This is a genomic window from Rhodanobacter sp. UC4438_H5, assembly GCF_052978405.1.
Window position 1 is genome coordinate 2,058,037 of record NZ_CM129672.1, and the last position, 15,843, is coordinate 2,073,879.

A 15,843-nucleotide genomic window follows, 5' to 3' on the forward strand; every position below is an offset into this window, starting at 1 on the left:
CGAAGCGTGCGAGGCATGCCGCCGGCACGCGCCGGACCGGCGACAATTCCGGCCGCTCCCCCCCCCCCCCCGCTGCCACCCGATCTCCGCCTGGCCACGGCGAGTTCTTCTGCGAGCGCAAGGAAGCGCGCTGCAAGGGCGACGGCGGGCGCTGTTGCTGGAGGAAGAACCCAGTCGGGTCCCTTGTATCGGAAACCCCGGCAGACCCGGCACCTATTCCGACTCGCGTCAGCGGAACAGGACTCCGGGCGTATCGAACGATGCCGCCCTGCGCTGGATCAACTCCGTCTTGATGACCCGCTCCAGGTCATCCGCAAACCCGCGCATGGCACTCTCGCTGCCGAAGGAGGCGGTCATGGCGTTTCTACGGGTGCCGGGCCCGCCGGCCAGCGCTTTCGCCACCACGACGCTTCCGACATACGCGTTGAACTCCTGCTCAAGCCAGCGGCACACGATCGCCGTTTCCTTGGCCTGGATATAGTCATTGGCGACGTCAATACGCGCCGATGATCGCCCCGACCATTTCGGCGACGGCGGATACAGCCCCTCGACCGCGGCGCTCCCCGGGCGCGCCATGCTCCTCGCAGTTCGTTGGTCGCGCCCGGCTTGCCGGTTGACCCAGGCTGCGGGTGCGGTGTCGTTGGCCGTGTTGGTCTCCCCACTCCAGGCAGGGTCGCCCAGACGGGACGGATGGACGAACGCACGCTGGAAAGTGAAGTGCTTGCCATGTGCCGTTGGAGTCGGTGCCTGGTACTCCGTCCCCATCAGGTCGAGCATCATCAGTCCCATCATCCAGGCACGGGCATTGCGCATCGGCTCGGCTATGAACATGACGGCAGACAGCAGCGGCAAGGCCGAGATGGTGTCAGTTGCACCAGCCGTCTGCGGGGCCGAGGCCTTCTGCGGAGCCTTGCGTTTCGACTCGTCGGGGTTCATGTCGACTGTCCAGCGCGTACCCTTCGCCTGGAGTCCGCCGCCGGTTCTGGGGGCGGTTCCCTTGAGCACGCCGCGCAAGGACGCCGCGATACGCTGCGACCAGACGACACCTTCCATGCCGGAGACCGTATTGCCTTCGTGCATGAACTTGCCGAACTCGCGATAGCTCGCACCATCGGCCCGATTCCAGATGGTGCCGGCGCGGGCGTCGGTGCCCGAATAGCCGACGTCACACATGTAACACCCATCGGCGAAGCCGCCACTGCGTCCGTCCTTGATCTTGTGGATCAGGCGACCGGCGATGGAAAAGTACAGGTCCTGCGACCGACGGCTTGCCGCGGCCTGCCAAGCGCCGGCGTAACTGCCGTACCCGCCAAGGACGTAGGGATCAGCCTGGGAGCCGCTCCCCGGAGGCGCGCTGGCACCGGCCTGCACGGCACGGGCAGCGGCATCCACCCACTCCAGCAGCGTCGAGCCGGGAATGTACAGGCTGTGCTGTTGTCGGCGTCCGGTGCTCCAGTCGGCCAGGTAGTCCACGTCGATAGCGAGATGGTCGAACATCCGTTTGTCTCCCTTTTGTCGTTCCAACAGGTGCCGGCAAGCATGCTCCGGAACTCGCATGGACTGCTCGAGTCAGAGCGGCTCCGGTCCGGGGTTGCCGGGCGCTTGTCCGTTCGTGCCGGGCTGAGTCGGCGCCGCCATGCTTCCCCCGAAGCGGCAGCCAGCGACGACCGTAGCCAATCACGACCAGCACCGACATCCGCCCGCTCAATGCAACACATCCCAAGCTCGACCGGAAAAAAGACAGGCCGACCCGAGGCGCCACGTGACCTCGGCAAGCGACCGCCCCACCGGGGGTGAGCAAGTGCTACAGGGTTGGATGATCCTCGTCGGCTGTCAAGATCGCACACAGCTCCATTTCCGCGAACTCGTGCCATCACGCACAGGCGGCCCCACGCCTGATCGGCGAGAATGTCTGCTGCCCATGTCTTCCCCGCCCATGCCCAACTCCGAATCCGTCGACGCAGCCACCCCCGCGGCGACCGCACGCGGCCAGCACCACGCCGGCCTGCGCGTCATCGCGATCTACGAGATCATCAAGACCGCGTGCCTGCTGCTGGTGGCGCTGGCGGCGTTCCACTTCTATCGGCAGCAGAACTTCGAGCAACTGGTGCACTGGCTGGAGCACCTGTCGCTGGCCGACAGCAACGGCCTGCGCTGGAAACTGGTGGAACTGCTGCACCAGCTCGGCCCCGGCAAGTTCGAGGCGGTGGGGCTGGTGGCGCTCGGCTACGCGGTGCTGTTCGGCATCGAGGGCGTGGGCCTGTGGCTGGGCAAGCACTGGGCCGAGTGGTTCACCGTGATCGCCACCGGTTCGCTGATCCCGCTGGAACTGTACGAGACGCTGTACCACTTCGGCTGGATCAAGCTGGCCACCCTGGTCGGCAACGTGGCGATCATCGTCTACCTGGTACGCATCGCGCTGCAGCCGGGTGTCGCCCCGCCCGCAGGGGAACGCCCTCACACCTCGTGATGCACCGCCTCGGCCGGCAGCTCGTCGCGCCGCGGCATCAGCTCCACCAGGTACATCGCTGCCAGCACCAGGCCGCCGCCGGCAAGCATGCGCCAGGTCAGCGCATCGACGCCGAGCAGTACGGCGAAGGCGGCGGCGAACACCGGCTCGGTGGTCATCACGATGGCGGCACGTGCCGCCGGCAGATGCGATTGCGCCCAGGTCTGCATCACCATCGCGCCGGCGCCGGCGATCAGCGCCATGTACAGCACGACGAACCAGGCGCCGGGGTCCGGCGGCAACATCGGACCGTGCGGCAAGGTGGCCAGCGAGCAGACCCCGGCGATCGCCACCATCTGCACGGCCGACAGGCCGAACGCCTCGCCGCGGCGGGACCACTGCCCAAGCAGCACGATGTGCAGCGCGTAGCACGCCGCCGACGCCAGGGTCAGCCACACGCCCAGGTTGATCTCGAAGCCGTCGAGCGTGAGCAAGGCCAGGCCCGCGGTGGCCACGGCGATGGCCAGCCACACGCTGGCCGCGACGCGCTGGCGCAGCACCAGCAGTGCAAGGATCGGGGTGAACACCACGTACATGCCGGTGGCGAAGCCGCTGACGCTGGGCGAGATCAGCGCCAGTCCCCAGGTCTGCACCAGCTGCCCGACACCGTAGATCACGCCGAGCAGCAGGCCGCGCCGGATCTGCAAAGCGCCGAGCCGCCACGCCTGCCGCCCGAACAGGAGCACCATCGCCAGCGCCGCCATGACGAAACGCACGGCCAGGAAATCGGCCACCGGCATGCGCCCGAGCACGTCCTTGATCAGCACGAAGGTCGAGCCCCACACCGCCGTCATCGCGATCAGGCCGAGAGTGGCGAGGATGGTCAGGGTGCGTGGGGTCATCGGCGAGGAGTGCGTGGAGAGGAGTGAGGAGTGAGAGAACGACAGCGGCGCGACGAGGCGATGTTGCCTCTGGCTTTCCTCACTTGCTTCTCGTTTTCAGCCGCCACCATTGGCCGGGGACCTGCAGCACGAAGTGCGTCCAGATGCCCAGCCACACCACCGCCGACACGAACGGGTTGCGCGCGGCCGGATCATGCTGGCGGAACCAGCGCCACATGCCGCGGTGCTTGTGCCGGCTGACGAACACCGGGCGATGACGGCTGGAGCTGCCCTTGCCATGGGCCACGCGCACGTCGCCGGCAAGCAGCACCCGGTAGCCGATGTCGCGCACGCGGCGGCACAGATCCAGATCTTCGCAATGCAGGAAGTATTTCTCGTCGAAGCCGCCGAGGCGCTCGAACATCTCGCGAGTCAGCAGCATCAGCGCGCCGGAAACCACCTCGCATTCGATCAGCTCGGCGGGAATCTCGCCGCCGACTTCCACCGTCTCGCCGGGCCGGCCGAGCAGCGTGTTGAGCGACCGGCGCAACAGCGGATCGCGCCGCCGCGAAGCCGGGTCGGGCCGACCCTCCGCGTCGCACACCACCGCGCCGATCAGGCCGGCCTTCGGATGCGCGGCCTGCACCGCCAGCAACCGCCTGAGGTCGTCCTCGCCGATCAGGCAATCGGGGTTGAGGATCAGCAGCGCGCGGCCGCCGGCCTGCTTCGCGCCCAGGTTCACCGCCGGGCCGAAGCCGATGTTGCGATGGCTGTAGATCAGCTTGAGCCGCTCGTCGTGCTCGTACGCCCGCGCGATCGCCGGCGGCACGCCATCGTGCGAAGCGTTGTCGACCAGGATCAGTTCCAGCGGCAGCCGGCAGGCAAGCACCTGGCGCACGCAATCGCGCAGATCCGGGCCGCTGTCGGCCGCCACCACGATCACGCTGAGCGCCGGCGAGGACGAGGACGGAGGAATGGCAGGCATGTTCACCGCGCGAAGTATGCGCGGAGACGCGCAGCACGTGAACCTCCGGTTCCCCGCGCGCAGGAGCCCGCTTGCGGGCGATGCCCTTGGGCCGGGAATGGGGAATGGGGAATCGCAGAAGCAAAAGGGAAAGCATCGCCCGCGAGCGGGCTCCTACGGGGTGTGGGGAGGGTCTGGTGGTTCGTCGGCGTCGTGGCCCAGCACGGCGGCCAGCGCCAGCGGCATGGTGCCTTCGCGGCGGCTGAGCCAGGGTTGCTCGCGGTGCCAACCGCACAGTTGCCAGCCGCGCAGGCGGTGCCGTCGATCGCGCTGGCGATCCCACAGCAGCACGCCGCGCTTGCCGCTGCAGGCGACAAACCAGCGACCGGCGGGACTGAAGGCGATGCGGGTGACGCCGTCCCGCATTTCGACGCGGGTGCCATCGTCGAAACGACAGCCGCCGGGCTCGCCATGCACCGCCCCGCCGAGGGGGTCGGGCAGCTCGCCACGCGCTTCATGCCATTGCGGCGGCGACAGCTCGATGATCTCGGCCGGCGGTCCGATCGGTGCGTGGGCGAGTTCGGGCCATTCCGCGGCGGGCGGCCCGGCGGGCGCACGGCGCAAGTCCCGATCAAGCCAGGCTTCCAGCCCGGCCAGCAAGGTGTAACCGACCAGCGCGCCGAGCAGGGCCGCGCCCCAGGCGAAGGCATCGCCACCCAGGATGCGCTGCAGGGCAAACAACCAGCCCGGCAGGCCCCAGCGCAAGGCGCTCCGGATCAGCGCGGCATGCGCAGTTGCCAGCCGATGCTGCAGCAGCAAGACCGCCGCGGCGAGCGCCAGCAGGATCGGCAACCCCAACCACCACGGCAGCAACGCCAGCAGCACCACCCACAGCGCGGTGCAGCCGGCGAACATCCACGCGGGGCGACGCCGAGTCATCGCTGACGCCAGCGCCACATGCCGTCGATCAGCCGCACCACACGCGTGCGTTGCGGAACATCCGCATCCACGGCGAATCCTCGCCCCACGACTCCGGGTGCCAGCTCATCTGCACGCTGCGGAACACCCGCTCCGGGTGCGGCATCATGATCGTCACGCGGCCGGCGGCGGCGGTGAAGCCCGCCAGGCCGCCGGGCGAACCGTTGGTGTTGAGCGGGAAGTTCTCGGTCGGCTTGCCGCGGTTGTCGACGAAGCGCACCGCGCCATGCGATTTCGACGGGCTGCACGCCTGCGGAAAACTCACCCGCCCCTCGCCGTGCGCCACCGCCACCGGGATGCGCGAGCCGGCCATGCCCTGGAAGAAGATGCTGGGCGAATCGAGCACCTCCAGCGTGGCCACGCGCGACTCGTACTGCTCCGACGCATTGCGCAGGAACTTCGGCCAGTGCTGCGCGCCGGGGATGATCTCCTTCAGTTGCGACAGCATCTGGCAACCGTTGCACACGCCCAGCGCGAACTTCGTCTCGTCGGCGAAGAACGCCTCGAACTGCGCACGCAGCATGTCGTTGTAGAGGATCGACGTGGCCCAGCCGCGACCGGCGCCGAGCACGTCGCCGTAGGAGAATCCGCCGCAGGCGGCGAAGCCGCGGAAGTCGGCCAGCTTCACTCGGCCGCTGGCGAGATCGGACATGTGCACGTCGACCGCCTCGAAACCGGCACGCGTGAACGCGGCGGCCATCTCGACCTGGCCGTTGACGCCCTGCTCGCGCAGGATCGCCACGCGCGGCCGCGGGCCCTTGGCGATGAACGCGGCGGCCACGTCCTCGGCCGGGTCGAACGCCAGCCTGGGGCTGATGCCGGGATCGGCGTCATCCATCCGCCACTCCAGCTCGGCATCGGCGCTCTGCGGGTTGTCGCGCAGGCGCTGCATGGCGTGGCTGGTTTCGTTCCACGCCTTGTACAACTTGCTCCAGTTCCACTTGACGAAGACTTCGTCGCCGAGGAACAGCTTGATGCCGAGCTTCTCCTTCGGCCGGCCGACGCGATGGCTGATGCCGGCCAGGCCGAACTTCACCAGCAGCGACTCGAATGCCTCGCGGTTGGCCTCGGCCACCTGCACCACGGCGCCCAGTTCCTCGCTGAACAGCGCGCGCAAGGTGGCTTCGGCCCAGCCGTCGAGATGCAGCTCCAGGCCGCAGTGGCCGGCGAAGGCCATCTCCAGCAAGGTGGTGATCACGCCGCCGTCGGAGCGGTCGTGGTAGGCCAGCAGCAGGCCATTCGCATTGGCCTGCTGAACCAGTTCGAACAGCGCCTTGAGGCGCTTGGCATCGTCCAGGTTGGGCGGGATGCCGCCGGAGCGATTGAACACCTGGGTCAGCGCCGAGCAACCGAGGCGATCGCGCCCGGCACCCAGATCGATCAGCCACAGGTCGGTGGCGCCGCGGTCGAGCTTGAGTTGCGGCGTCAGCGTGCGGCGCGCGTCGCCGACGCGGGCGAAGCCGGTGATCACCAGCGACACCGGCGACACCGTGCGCTGCTCCTGCGCGCCGTCCTTCCACACCGCCTGCATCGACAGCGAATCCTTGCCGACCGGGATCGAGATCTGCAATTGCGGACACAGTTCCATGCCCACCGCCTTCACCGCGTCGAACAACGCGGCGTCCTCGCCCGGATGATTCACCGCGGCCATCCAGTTGGCCGACAGGCGCACCTCGCCGAGGCTGGCAATCGGTGCGGCAGCCAGGTTGGTGATCGCCTCGCCCACCGCCAGGCGCGCCGCATCGGCGCTGTCGAGCACGGCCACCGGCGCGCGCTCGGCCATCGCCATCGCCTCGCCGGCATAGCCGTCGAAATCGGCGAGCGTCACCGCGCAATCGGCTACCGGCACCTGCCACGGACCGACCATCGGGTCGCGGTGGTTGAGCCCGCCGACGGTGCGGTCGCCGATCGTGATCAGGAAGCTCTTGCTGCCCACGGTGGGCAGGCGCAGCACGCGCAGCAGCGCCTCGTCCAGGTCGATGCCGGTGAGGTCGGGCAGCAGGTCCACCCGCGGCGTTACCCGCACGGCGTCGCGATGCATGCGTGGCGGCTTGCCGAACAGCACGTCCATCGGCAGGTCGATGACGGTCAGCTCGCGGCGCGGATCGGTCAGCAGCAGGCGGCGCTCGCGCGTGGCCTCGCCCACCACGGCGTACGGGCAGCGTTCGCGGATGCACATGGCCTCGAATTCGGCGAGGTTCTCCTGCGCGATGGCGAGGACGTAACGCTCCTGCGATTCGTTGCTCCACACCTGCATCGGCGACAGCGATGGATCGTCGCAGGGGATTTTCGACAGGTCGATCACGCCGCCGACGCCGGCGTCGTTGAGCAGCTCGGGGATCGCGTTGGAGAGGCCGCCGGCGCCGACGTCGTGCACGCTGACGATCGGGTTGTGCTCGCCGCGCGCCCAGCAGGCGTCGATCACTTCCTGGCAGCGCCGCTCCATCTCGGCGTTGTCGCGCTGCACCGAGGCGAAGTCCAGCTCCGCGCTCGACGCGCCGCCGGCCACCGACGAGGCGGCGCCGCCGCCCAGCCCGATCAGCATCGCCGGCCCGCCCAGCACGATCACCGCGTGGCCGGGCTGCACCGCGCGCTTCAGCACATGGTCGGGACGCAGGTTGGCCAGGCCGCCGGCGAGCATGATCGGCTTGTCGTAGCCGCGGCGCACCCCGGCCTGGCCCGGCACTTCGCTTTCCCAGGCGCGGAAATAGCCGCCCAGGCAGGGCCGGCCGAATTCGTTGTTGAACGCGGCCGCGCCCAGCGGGCCGTCGCGCATGATCTCGAACGCGCTGGCCATGCGCGGCGGCAGCGGGCGGTCCACTTCCCACGGCTGCGGCGCGCCCGGGATGCGCAGGTCGGACACCGAGAAGCCGGTGAGCCCGGCCTTGGGCTTGCCGCCGCGGCCGGTGGCGCCCTCGTCGCGGATCTCGCCGCCGGCGCCGGTGGCCGCGCCGGGCCAGGGCGCGATCGCGGTGGGATGGTTGTGCGTCTCCACCTTGATCGCGTAGTCGATGCGCTCCTCGTGCCCGCGCCACACGCGGTCGGCGGGGTCGGCGAAGAAGCGCTTGCCCGTGCTGCCCTCGATCACCGCGGCGTTGTCGCTGTAGGCAGACAGGGTATGTGCGGGCGACTGCTGGTGGGTGTGCTTGATCATGCCGAACAGGGTCTTGTCCTGTTCCTCGCCGTCCACCGTCCAGTTGGCGTTGAACACCTTGTGCCGGCAATGCTCGGAGTTGGCCTGGGCGAACATGAAAAGTTCGGCGTCGGTGGGATCGCGACCCAGCTCGGCGTAGCGTTCGACCAGGTATTCGATCTCGTCCTCGGCCAGCGCCAGGCCCAGGCGCCGGTTCGCCGCGGCGAGCGCCGCCTGCGGATCGGCGCCCAGCGCCACGTGCACCAGGTCGCCGGGCGTGCCGGCCAGGAACAGGCCTTGCGCATCGTCCAGGCGGGCCAGCACCGATTGCGTCATCGCGTCATGCAGCACACCCATGATCGCCGCATGATCCGGCGCGCCGGGTTCGGGCAGGCCGCTGAGCTGCCACGCCAGCCCGCGCTCGACGCGGCGCACGTCGAAACCCGCGCCATGCAGGATGTCGGTGGCCTTGCTCGACCACGGCGAGATCGTGCCCAGCCGCGGCACCACCCACAACGTGGCCGGCTGCGGCGCGGCGTCCTTCGCCTCCAGCACGGCCAGCAGGCGTTCGCGCAGTGTGCCCTCTGGCGCCGCGTCCATGTCGAGCACGAACACATGCCAGGCGGATTGCACGCGCACGCCCCGGTGCACGGCGTCGAGCCGTGCATTGAGTCGTTCGAGGCGGAACGGCGAGAGGGCGCTTTGCCCGTCGAATGCGATCATGCGGGAAGGGGGCGCTGTGCGGAGGAAACGCCCATTCTACCCCAATGCTGCAATACGGCATAAGCCGCCCGGGCGGGATCAGCCGCCCGCTTGCAGAGCCTGCAGCAGCTGCTCCGGCGTCACGTAGCCGCCCAGCACGCTGCCGTCCGGCCCGATGATCGTGGGCGTGCCGCTCACGCCCAGCTTCACGCCCAGGTCGAATTGCTGCTTCACCGGGTTGGTACAGGTCGCCGCCGGGGGCGCGTGGCCCTTGGTGGCGGCAGTGAGCGCGGCCTTGGGGTCCTTCGCGCACCATACCGAGACCATTTCCTTGTAGGTCGGGGTGAGGTTTCCGGCGGTGGTGGTCACGCCCTCGCGCGGCCAGGCCAGGTATTCCACCGCGATGCCCGCCTTGTTGAACGCGGCGATGTGCTCGTGCAGCGCGCGGCAGAAGCCGCAGTTGACGTCGGTGAACACGGTCACCGTGTACTTCGGCTGCGCCGGCGCGAACACCAGCCGCTGCGACGCCGGCACCTTGGCCAGCGCGGCCACGCGGAACTTCGCCCAGGCATCGTCGCTGAGGTTCTCGCGGCGACTCAAGTCGACCACGTCGCCGTGCATCAGGTACTTGCCGTCGGTGCTGATGTAGACCATCTGACCCGACGCGATCACCTGGTAGAAACCCGGCAGCGGTGCCGGCTGGATCGAGTCGACCACCACCTTCGACGACAGCTTGGCGATGGCCTGCTGCACCATCTGCACCGCCGCCGGCGTGATCGTGGGGCCGACCACCGGCGCGTTCGCCGGCGCGGTGGCGGCCAGCACCTGGCCGGCCCAGGCCAGCCCACCCAACAACAGCAGCTTCTTCAACATCCGACGGCCTCGGCACGTTCAGCATCGCCCGCAGGACGCGTGCGACAACGCGGCATTCTCGCACGGCGCATGGGCCGCCTTGCCCAACTGCGGCGAAACGGCGCGTACGATGGTTCAGTAGCGCAGCAAACTGTGCAGCGGGCCACGTTCCGCCCAGCGTACGCGTCCCGCCAGCGCGTCAAGCTCGATCACCACGCCGGCGCCGACCAGCGTCGCGCCGGCCCGCTCGATCAACTCCGCCGCCGCGCACAGCGTGCCGCCGGTGGCGAGCACGTCGTCCACCAGCAGCACGCGCTGCGCCGGCTGCAACAAGCCATCGCGGATCTCCAGCCGATCCTCGCCGTACTCCAGCCGGTAATCCACCGCCTGCACCGGCGGCGGCAACTTGCCCGGCTTGCGCAGGGGCACAAAGCCGGCCTCGAGCCGCAGCGCCAGTGCCGCACCGAAGATGAAACCGCGTGCCTCCACGCCGCCCACCACCTGCACGCCGCTGTCCCGCCACGGTGCGGCCAGCGCCTCGATGCAGCGCGCGAAACCGTCGGCGTTGGCCAGCAGCGGGCTGACGTCGCGAAACATCACCCCGGCTCGGGGGAAATCGGGCACGTCGCGAATCAGCTCGGCCAGGTCTTGCATGCACGCCTCCGGGAATCGCCATCGAGGCACCTACAGTAGCAAGCGCACCGCCGGCTCGCGCTTGACCGCAGCGCAACGGGCGCGCAAGGCTGACCGCCCTGCCGCCCGCGAAGGAGAACCCCATGCACCGCAGCCGCCTGTGCAGCCTCATGATCGACTGCCACGCCGACGACCTCGACGAAGCCGCCCGCTTCTGGTCGCGGGCACTCGGCCGCCCCATCAAGGAAGGCGCCGATCCCGCGCAGGAGAAATACGTCGGCCTGATCACCCATGACGACGAGCCCGTCATCGAACTGCAGAAAGTCACCCACCCCAGCCGCGTGCATCTGGACATCGAGAGCGACGACATCGAGGCCGAAGTGCACCGACTGGAAGTCCTCGGTGCGAGGAAGGTCGAAGCGATCCGCACCTGGGTGGTGATGGAAGCCCCCACCGGTCACCGCTTCTGCGTGGTGCGGCCGCAGCGCGGGGAGATGGGGGCGCATGCGAACGAGTGGCCGTGAGCGACCGATGGCTCAGCGCAAGCTGGACTTGCGCACCATCAGCTTCACCGGCAGCACCTCGCTCTCCACCGATTCGCCGCGGATCAGGCCGAGCAGGCTGTCGACCAGGACCGCGCCGGCCTGGCCGGTGTCCTGCAGCACGGTGGTCAACGGCGGGTTGACGAAGCTGGCGGTGGCGATGTCGTCGAAGCCGGCCAGGGCGACGTCCTGCGGCACGCGCAGCCCGTGGTCGCTGAGCGCGCGCATGGCGCCGATCGCGATGAGGTCGCTGGCGGCGAACACGGCATCGAAGCCGGCTTCCTGCAGGATCAGCCGGCGCATGGCCTCGTAGCCGGAGTGTTCGGTGCTCTCGGCGTTCTCCTGCAGCGCGGGGTCGACCTCGACGCCGGCGGCGGTGAGTGCGTCGACGTAGCCGTTGTAACGGCCGAAGAACTCCGGGTAATGGCTGGAGGCGTCGCCGAGGAAGGCGATGCGCCGGCAGCCGCGTTCGAGCAGGTGCTCGGCCACCTGCCGCCCGCCGTAGACGTTGTCGCTGCCGAACGACACCCCGGGCTGGTCCGGCAGCACCGCGCCCCAGCGCACGAAGCGGGTGCCCTGCGCGACGAGCTTTTCCAGCTTGTCGCGGTAGGCGAGGTAGTCGCCGTAGCCGAGCAGGATCAGCCCATCGGCCTTCTTGCTGTCGGCGAAGTCGGCGTGCCAGTCGTCGGACAGCTGCTGGAACGAGATCAGCAGGTCGTGGCCCTGCAGGGCGCAGGCGCGGGTGATCGAGCCGAGCATCGACAGGAAGAACGGGTTGATGTGCGACTCGTCGGCAGTCGGGTCCTCGAAGAACAGCAGCGCCAGCGTGCCGGTATGCATCCGGCGCAGGTTCGAGGCGTTCTTGTCGAGCTTGTAGTTGAGCTGCTCGGCGGCGGCCTGCACGCGCCGCCGGGTTTCCTCATTGACCAGCGGGCTGCCGCACAGGGCGCGCGAGACCGTGGCCTGGGACACTCCGGCCAGGTGTGCAATGTCGATCGATGTGGCCTTGCCCTTCATCCGCGACCCGATCCGTCAGCATCTCGTTCAATCGCGCGCGATGAACCGTGGCCGGGCCATCGCCGTTGCCGCATCGTAGCTGCTTTGCGCGCCGCGCGTCGTAGACCGCCCGGCGCGCTTCCACGCCGAGGCAGGCGCTGGCCGGCGGCCGCGCGCCGGTACCGCCGCTGAAGCCGTGCTCCATGATCCTCATGCCTGCATGTCCTCCAGTTCCACGCCCTTGGTCTCGCGTACCGCGCGCAACACGAACACCAGCGACAGCACGGCGAACGCCGCGTACAGGCCGTAGGCAAAGGTCAGGCCCAGTTCGGCCAGTGCCGGGAAAGTGCTGGTGATGGCGAAATTGGCCAGCCACTGCGCGGAGGCGGCCACCGCCAGCGCGGTGGCACGGATGCGGTTGGGGAACATTTCGCCGAGCAACACCCACACCACCGGCCCCCAGCTCACGCCGAAGAACACCACGTAGGCGTTCGCCGCGACCAGCGCCACCATGCCGACCGCGCCGGGCAAGGTCAGCTCGGCGCCGCTGCCGACGGCCTGCGAGAAGCACCACGCCATTATCCCGAGGGTGATCGCCATGCCGGCCGAGCCGACCACCAGCAGCGGCTTGCGCCCGATCTTGTCGACCAGCGCGATCGCCACCAGCGTGACCAGCACGTTGACGATCGAGGTGACCACGGTGATGGTGAACGAGTCGGCCTCGCTGAAGCCCACCGAGTGCCACAGGGTGGCCGAGTAGTAGAAGATCACGTTGATGCCGACGAACTGCTGGAACACCGACAACGCGATGCCGATCCAGACCACCGGCAGCAAACCCGTGCCCTTGCTGCACAGGTCGCGCAGGCGCGGCTTGTGTTCCGAGCGCAGGCTGGCCTCGATGTCGCCGAGTTTCTTGTCCAGCGCCGCGGTGCTGTGCATCGACAGCACCTTCTGCAGCACCACCCGCGCATCGGCCAGGCGGCCCTTGGCCACCAGGTGGCGCGGCGACTCGGGCACGCCCAGCACCAGCAGGCCGTAGATCAGCGCCGGGGTGACCGCGGCGAGGAACATCCAGCGCCACGCCGGCAGGCCCAGCCACAGCACCTCGGCTGCGCCGCCGGCCGCACCGGCCAGCCATGCATCGCTCAGCAGCGCGGCGAAGATGCCCAGCACGATCGCCAATTGCTGCATCGAGCCGAGCCGCCCACGAATCCGCGCCGGCGCCACCTCGGCGATGTAGGTCGGCGCGATCACCGAAGCCACGCCCACGCCGATGCCGCCGACCAGCCGCCACAGGACCAGGTCCCACACCGCCATCGCCAGGCCCGAACCGGCGGCGGCAGCCACCAGCAGCACCGCGGCCACCTGCATCGTGCGCACGCGGCCGAAGCGGTTGGCCAGCATGCCGGCGTACCACGCCCCCAACGCCGAACCGAGCAGCGCGCAGGACACGGTGATGCCGATCTCGCCCGCGTTCAGCCCGAAATGGGCGCGGATCGCGTCGACCGCGCCGTTGATCACCGCCGTGTCGAAACCGAACAGGAAGCCGCCCAGGGCGGCGGCAGCCGAGATCAGGATCACCCGCAGCGTGGCGTGCTGGCCCAGCCCATCTGTCGCGCTCGTCGAACTCATTGCCTTCCCCAGGTCATGACAGGTCGCCGTGCCCCCGATTCTGCGGTGCACGCATCGCGCTGTCCGGTTGAATACGTATGCAGCGCCGTCAGCCCGCCATCACCTTGCCCCACGGGCCGGTAAACGATTACGGTCGTCCCGTGGTTGCAGTATGACAGCGCTGTCAAACACGTCCAGCATAACCCGCCCGTTTCACCCTGGGAACCACCCGGGATGACCGTCGGCGCGCGTACCGGACGCACGCCCGCATCCAGGCGCCGAATCACTGGGGAGAATTGATCACCGCGAGGAAATCGCGCCCATAGCGTTTGAGCTTGGACTCACCGACGCCGCTGATGGTGGCCAGTTCGTCCTCGTTGGCGGGCATCGCGCGCAGCATCGCCAGCAAGGTGGCGTCGTGGAATACCACGTAGGGCGGCACGCCCTGCTGCTTCGCCAGTTGCGTGCGCAGGGCACGCAGCGCATCCCAGGTGGATTGCTCGTAGGCCTCGATGCCCAGGCTGCCGCTGGCCACGCGACTGGCTTCGCGCTTGCGCCGGCCGGCGCGTTCGGGACGGGCGTCCTCGCGCAGCCGCACCGTCCGCTCGCCGCCGAGCACGGCGCGGCTGGCGGTGGTCAGGCGCAAGGTGCCGTAGCCCTCGGCGTCGGCCTCCAGCAGGCCGGCGGCGAGCAACTGGCGGAACACCGAGCGCCACTGTTTCTCGTCCATGTCGGCGCCGACGCCGAAGGTGCTCAGGCGATGGTGGTCTAGACCGAGCACGCGCTCGGTCTCCTCGCCGCGCAGCACGTCGATGACGTGGCCGGAGCCGAAGCGCTGGCCGGTGCGGTACACCGCCGACAGGGCCTTCTGCGCCACCACGGTGGCGTCCCAGGTCTTCGGCGGCGCCACGCAGTTGTCGCAATGGCCGCAGGGGCCGGGATAGGTTTCGCCGAACGCGCCCAGCAGCAGCTGGCGGCGGCAGTCGGTGGCCTCGGCGTAGGCGAGGAGCGATTCCAGCTTCTGCCGCTCGACGCGCTTGCGGTCGTCGGCCGATTCGGACTGCGCGATCATCTGGCTCATCGTCACCACGTCGGACAAGCCGTAGATCATCCACGCCTCGGCTGGCAAGCCATCGCGGCCGGCGCGGCCGGTTTCCTGGTAGTAGCCCTCGATGCTGCGCGGCAGGTCCAGGTGCGCCACGAAGCGCACGTCGGGCTTGTCGATGCCCATGCCGAACGCCACCGTGGCCACCATCACCACGCCGTCCTCGCGCAGGAAGCGCTGCTGATTCTTCGAGCGCGTGGCCGCGTCGAGGCCGGCGTGATACGGCAACGCCTCGATGCCCGATTCGGCCAGCCACTGCGCGGTGTCGTCCACCTTGCGCCGACTGAGGCAGTAGACGATGCCGGACTCGCCCTCGTGCCCGAGCAGGAATTCCCCCAGCTGGCGCTTCGCGTTGTGGCGCAAGCCCACGCGATAGCCGATGTTCGGGCGATCGAAGCTGGAGATGAACTGACGGGCGTCCTGAAGCGCCAGCCGCTCGACGATCTCCTCGCGCGTGCGCGGGTCGGCGGTGGCGGTGAGCGCGATGCGCGGCACGGCAGGAAAGCGCTGCGGCAGGATCGCCAGCTCGCGATATTCGGGGCGGAAATCGTGACCCCACTGCGACACGCAGTGCGCCTCGTCGATGGCGAACAACGCCACCTCGGTGCGTTCGAGCAGGTCGAGGAAGCGCGCCGTCAGCAGCCGCTCCGGCGCCACGTAGAGCAGGTTCAGTTGGCCGGCCAGCAGTTGCTTCTCCACCTCGCGCTGCGCGTCCGCGGCCAGGCTGGAGTTGAGATACGCCGCCGCCACACCCGCCTCGCGCAAGGCGTCGACCTGGTCCTGCATCAGCGCGATCAGCGGCGACACCACGATCGCCGTGCCCTGCCGCAGCAGCGCGGGAATCTGGTAGCACAGCGACTTGCCGCCGCCGGTCGGCATCAGCACCAGCGCGTCGCCGCCCTCGCCCAGGTGCTCGACGATGGCTTGTTGCTGGCCCCGGAAACTGGGGTAGCCGAAGATGTTGCGCAGGATGTCGAGGGCGGCGGAATGCATTGGC

The 15,843-nt window shown here is 69.2% G+C and carries 12 protein-coding genes; 2 read left to right on the forward strand and 10 right to left on the reverse strand.

Going from position 1 to position 15,843, the window contains the following annotated elements:
• Positions 1 to 228 precede the first annotated feature (228 nt).
• The gene (locus tag ACVCL9_RS09805) at positions 229 to 1,497 is read right to left on the reverse strand and encodes a hypothetical protein (protein ID WP_447098271.1); all 1,269 of its coding nucleotides are present in this window, start codon (positions 1,495 to 1,497) and stop codon (positions 229 to 231) included.
• Positions 1,498 to 1,936: 439 nt separating this feature from the next.
• Here ACVCL9_RS09805 and ACVCL9_RS09810 point away from each other — a divergent pair, with 439 nt between their 5' ends.
• The gene (locus tag ACVCL9_RS09810; protein ID WP_447099533.1) at positions 1,937 to 2,470 is read left to right on the forward strand and encodes a DUF2127 domain-containing protein; all 534 of its coding nucleotides are present in this window, start codon (positions 1,937 to 1,939) and stop codon (positions 2,468 to 2,470) included.
• Here ACVCL9_RS09810 and ACVCL9_RS09815 read toward each other — a convergent pair.
• The 6 genes from ACVCL9_RS09815 to ACVCL9_RS09840 form a co-directional block, all read right to left on the reverse strand.
• Entirely contained in the window at positions 2,458 to 3,351 is an 894-nt protein-coding gene (locus tag ACVCL9_RS09815; RefSeq protein WP_395119941.1) for a DMT family transporter, read from the reverse strand. The two genes, ACVCL9_RS09810 and ACVCL9_RS09815, sit on opposite strands and share 13 nt — an antisense overlap.
• Before the next feature lie 79 nt (positions 3,352 to 3,430).
• Entirely contained in the window at positions 3,431 to 4,315 is an 885-nt protein-coding gene (locus ACVCL9_RS09820; protein ID WP_447098270.1) for a glycosyltransferase family 2 protein, read from the reverse strand.
• A 153-nt stretch (positions 4,316 to 4,468) separates the two neighbouring features.
• Entirely contained in the window at positions 4,469 to 5,233 is a 765-nt protein-coding gene (locus ACVCL9_RS09825) for a hypothetical protein (RefSeq protein ID WP_447098269.1), read from the reverse strand.
• Between the two features lie 28 nt (positions 5,234 to 5,261).
• Entirely contained in the window at positions 5,262 to 9,128 is a 3,867-nt protein-coding gene (gene purL, locus ACVCL9_RS09830; protein ID WP_447098268.1) for a phosphoribosylformylglycinamidine synthase, read from the reverse strand.
• A 78-nt stretch (positions 9,129 to 9,206) separates the two neighbouring features.
• Positions 9,207 to 9,980, reverse strand: coding sequence for a thioredoxin fold domain-containing protein (locus ACVCL9_RS09835; RefSeq protein ID WP_395119947.1), 774 nt, complete (start codon positions 9,978 to 9,980; stop codon positions 9,207 to 9,209).
• Positions 9,981 to 10,094: 114 nt separating this feature from the next.
• Positions 10,095 to 10,613 (reverse strand): adenine phosphoribosyltransferase, encoded by a 519-nt coding sequence (locus ACVCL9_RS09840; protein WP_447098267.1) that lies wholly within the window; start codon positions 10,611 to 10,613, stop codon positions 10,095 to 10,097.
• 122 nt (positions 10,614 to 10,735) lie between these two features.
• Here ACVCL9_RS09840 and ACVCL9_RS09845 point away from each other — a divergent pair, with 122 nt between their 5' ends.
• Positions 10,736 to 11,116, forward strand: coding sequence for a VOC family protein (locus tag ACVCL9_RS09845; protein WP_447098266.1), 381 nt, complete (start codon positions 10,736 to 10,738; stop codon positions 11,114 to 11,116).
• Between the two features lie 12 nt (positions 11,117 to 11,128).
• On the opposite strand, the gene ACVCL9_RS09850 is transcribed toward ACVCL9_RS09845, so the two are convergent.
• The 3 genes from ACVCL9_RS09850 to recQ all read right to left on the reverse strand — a co-directional run bounded on the left by ACVCL9_RS09850 (position 11,129) and on the right by recQ (position 15,839).
• A complete protein-coding gene (locus ACVCL9_RS09850; RefSeq protein WP_395119950.1) occupies positions 11,129 to 12,151 on the reverse strand; it encodes a LacI family DNA-binding transcriptional regulator in 1,023 nt (340 codons plus the stop codon).
• A 189-nt stretch (positions 12,152 to 12,340) separates the two neighbouring features.
• Positions 12,341 to 13,762: a sugar porter family MFS transporter gene (locus ACVCL9_RS09855; RefSeq protein WP_447098265.1), complete on the reverse strand. Its 1,422-nt coding sequence runs from the start codon at positions 13,760 to 13,762 to the stop codon at positions 12,341 to 12,343.
• 262 nt (positions 13,763 to 14,024) lie between these two features.
• Positions 14,025 to 15,839 (reverse strand): DNA helicase RecQ, encoded by a 1,815-nt coding sequence (recQ, locus tag ACVCL9_RS09860; protein ID WP_447098264.1) that lies wholly within the window; start codon positions 15,837 to 15,839, stop codon positions 14,025 to 14,027.
• Positions 15,840 to 15,843 lie beyond the last annotated feature (4 nt).